Here is a 1510-nt window from a genome sequence, read left to right as displayed (position 1 = left end):
CTAGAAGTTAGATCAACTTTTTATTTGCGGTCATCGACGACCAAAGTCAGTTCGCCATTGGTACCGGAGCGAACAGCCACGATATCATCGACGGTATAACCTTCATCTTCGACTTTCGATTTCAGGTCAGGGTTGGCGTCGATTGCGCTACGCATTTTCGTTACGGAATCTTTTTGAGCTTCCAATGCGTTATCAAGCGATTTTGCTTCATTACCCGCATTTTTCTTCAAGTCGGATACAAGAACGGTATCGACTTTGGCATCCGCTTTGAAGTTTTTGATGTTGGTTTCAACTTCGGCGTTTGCAGAAGTATTGGAGCGCAGATCAGAAATCAGTTGGCCATAGTTCTCTTTAGCCATCTTTGATGTTTTATCGGCACCTTCTTTAGCTTTGTCTTTAACCATTTTGGCTTTGTCTTTGGCCATATCGGTCTTGTCTTTGGCCATATCGGTCATGTCTTTCGACATTTCTTTTGCGTCTTTGGTGAGGTCTTTTGTGGCGTTAGTCGATGCAGAACCTGATGCATTCACATCGGCACTTGCGCCATTTGAGGTTCCAACGCTCGCGCCCGCACCGGTACCGGTGGACGTTTGAGCAATTGCTGCCGTCGACATACCGGTTGCCAACAGAGTAGCGATCAGGGTTTTTGAAGTAAGTTTCATCTCAATTCTCCTCAACGTTAATTATTTTCAGACACGTTCTGTGCGTCTGCTGGGGTAACGTCGAAAATCTGGTTCAGTTCCGGAGTATATATTGCCGTGTGGCAAAGCTCCGCCTGACGCTTCATAAAATCGGCGAAACTCTGCAAGCGTCTGAAAATAAAGATAATGTGATGGAACATTGCTGTTTGAAAATAGTATCGGCCGGCTAGGATGGCGGGTCGATCTTTCCGCGCAAAGCCTTGATTTCGCCTCTGGTTTTTTTGGCCTTCAAGCGACGCTTTTTCGACCCGAGTGTAGGTCGGGTGGCGATGCGCCTTTTCGGGGGCTTCAGAGCGGCTTGAATCAAATCCTTCAGCCTGTCACGCGCAATTTCCCGGTTCCTTGCTTGGCTGCGCGTTTCATCACATTGAATGACCAACGCCCCCTCATTGGTCCACCGGCGCCCTGCCAATCTTCGCAACCGGTTCTTGACGGGAACGGTCAGTGAAGGGGAGGTTGCGGCCTCGAAGCGTAGTTCTACCGCGCTTGAAACCTTGTTCACGTTCTGCCCACCCGGACCAGAGGCGCGCATGAAGCTCTCGGAAAGCTCCCAATCCTGAATGGCAACGTTATCGGTAATGTGCAGCACGGCCTTCTCCTTGGGCGCATTATCATATCACAGATCACAAAGGTGAAGGGTAGGGGCAAAGAAAAGGGCCGCCCTGAACGGAGCGGCCCAATCGAAGGGATGCAGGAGGTGAGATCGGTTAGATCACTGATCCACCTGGATGGTATCAGCCGTTAAGGGCTGCCTTAACGGGTACCCTCCCAAGCTGTTCCGACACCTCGCTCCAATACCGTTCTTGACA

At 50.1% G+C, this 1510-nt stretch carries 2 protein-coding genes; both read right to left on the bottom strand.

Annotated elements, in window-relative coordinates; translation table 11 throughout:
- Positions 1-20: 20 nt before the first annotated feature.
- A complete protein-coding gene (locus ACN0IC_RS15390) occupies positions 21-662 on the bottom strand; it encodes a nicotinate phosphoribosyltransferase (RefSeq protein ID WP_416879633.1) in 642 nt (213 codons plus the stop codon).
- Positions 663-867: 205 nt separating this feature from the next.
- Positions 868-1290 (bottom strand): alternative ribosome rescue aminoacyl-tRNA hydrolase ArfB, encoded by a 423-nt coding sequence (gene arfB / locus ACN0IC_RS15385; protein ID WP_416879632.1) that lies wholly within the window; start codon positions 1288-1290, stop codon positions 868-870.
- Positions 1291-1510 lie beyond the last annotated feature (220 nt).

The organism is Litorimonas sp. (genome assembly GCA_029936425.1).
GTDB lineage: Bacteria > Pseudomonadota > Alphaproteobacteria > Caulobacterales > Maricaulaceae > Litorimonas.
The sequence above is the reverse complement of the archived record's forward strand: the minus strand, read 5'-3'. Positions and strand labels throughout refer to the sequence as shown.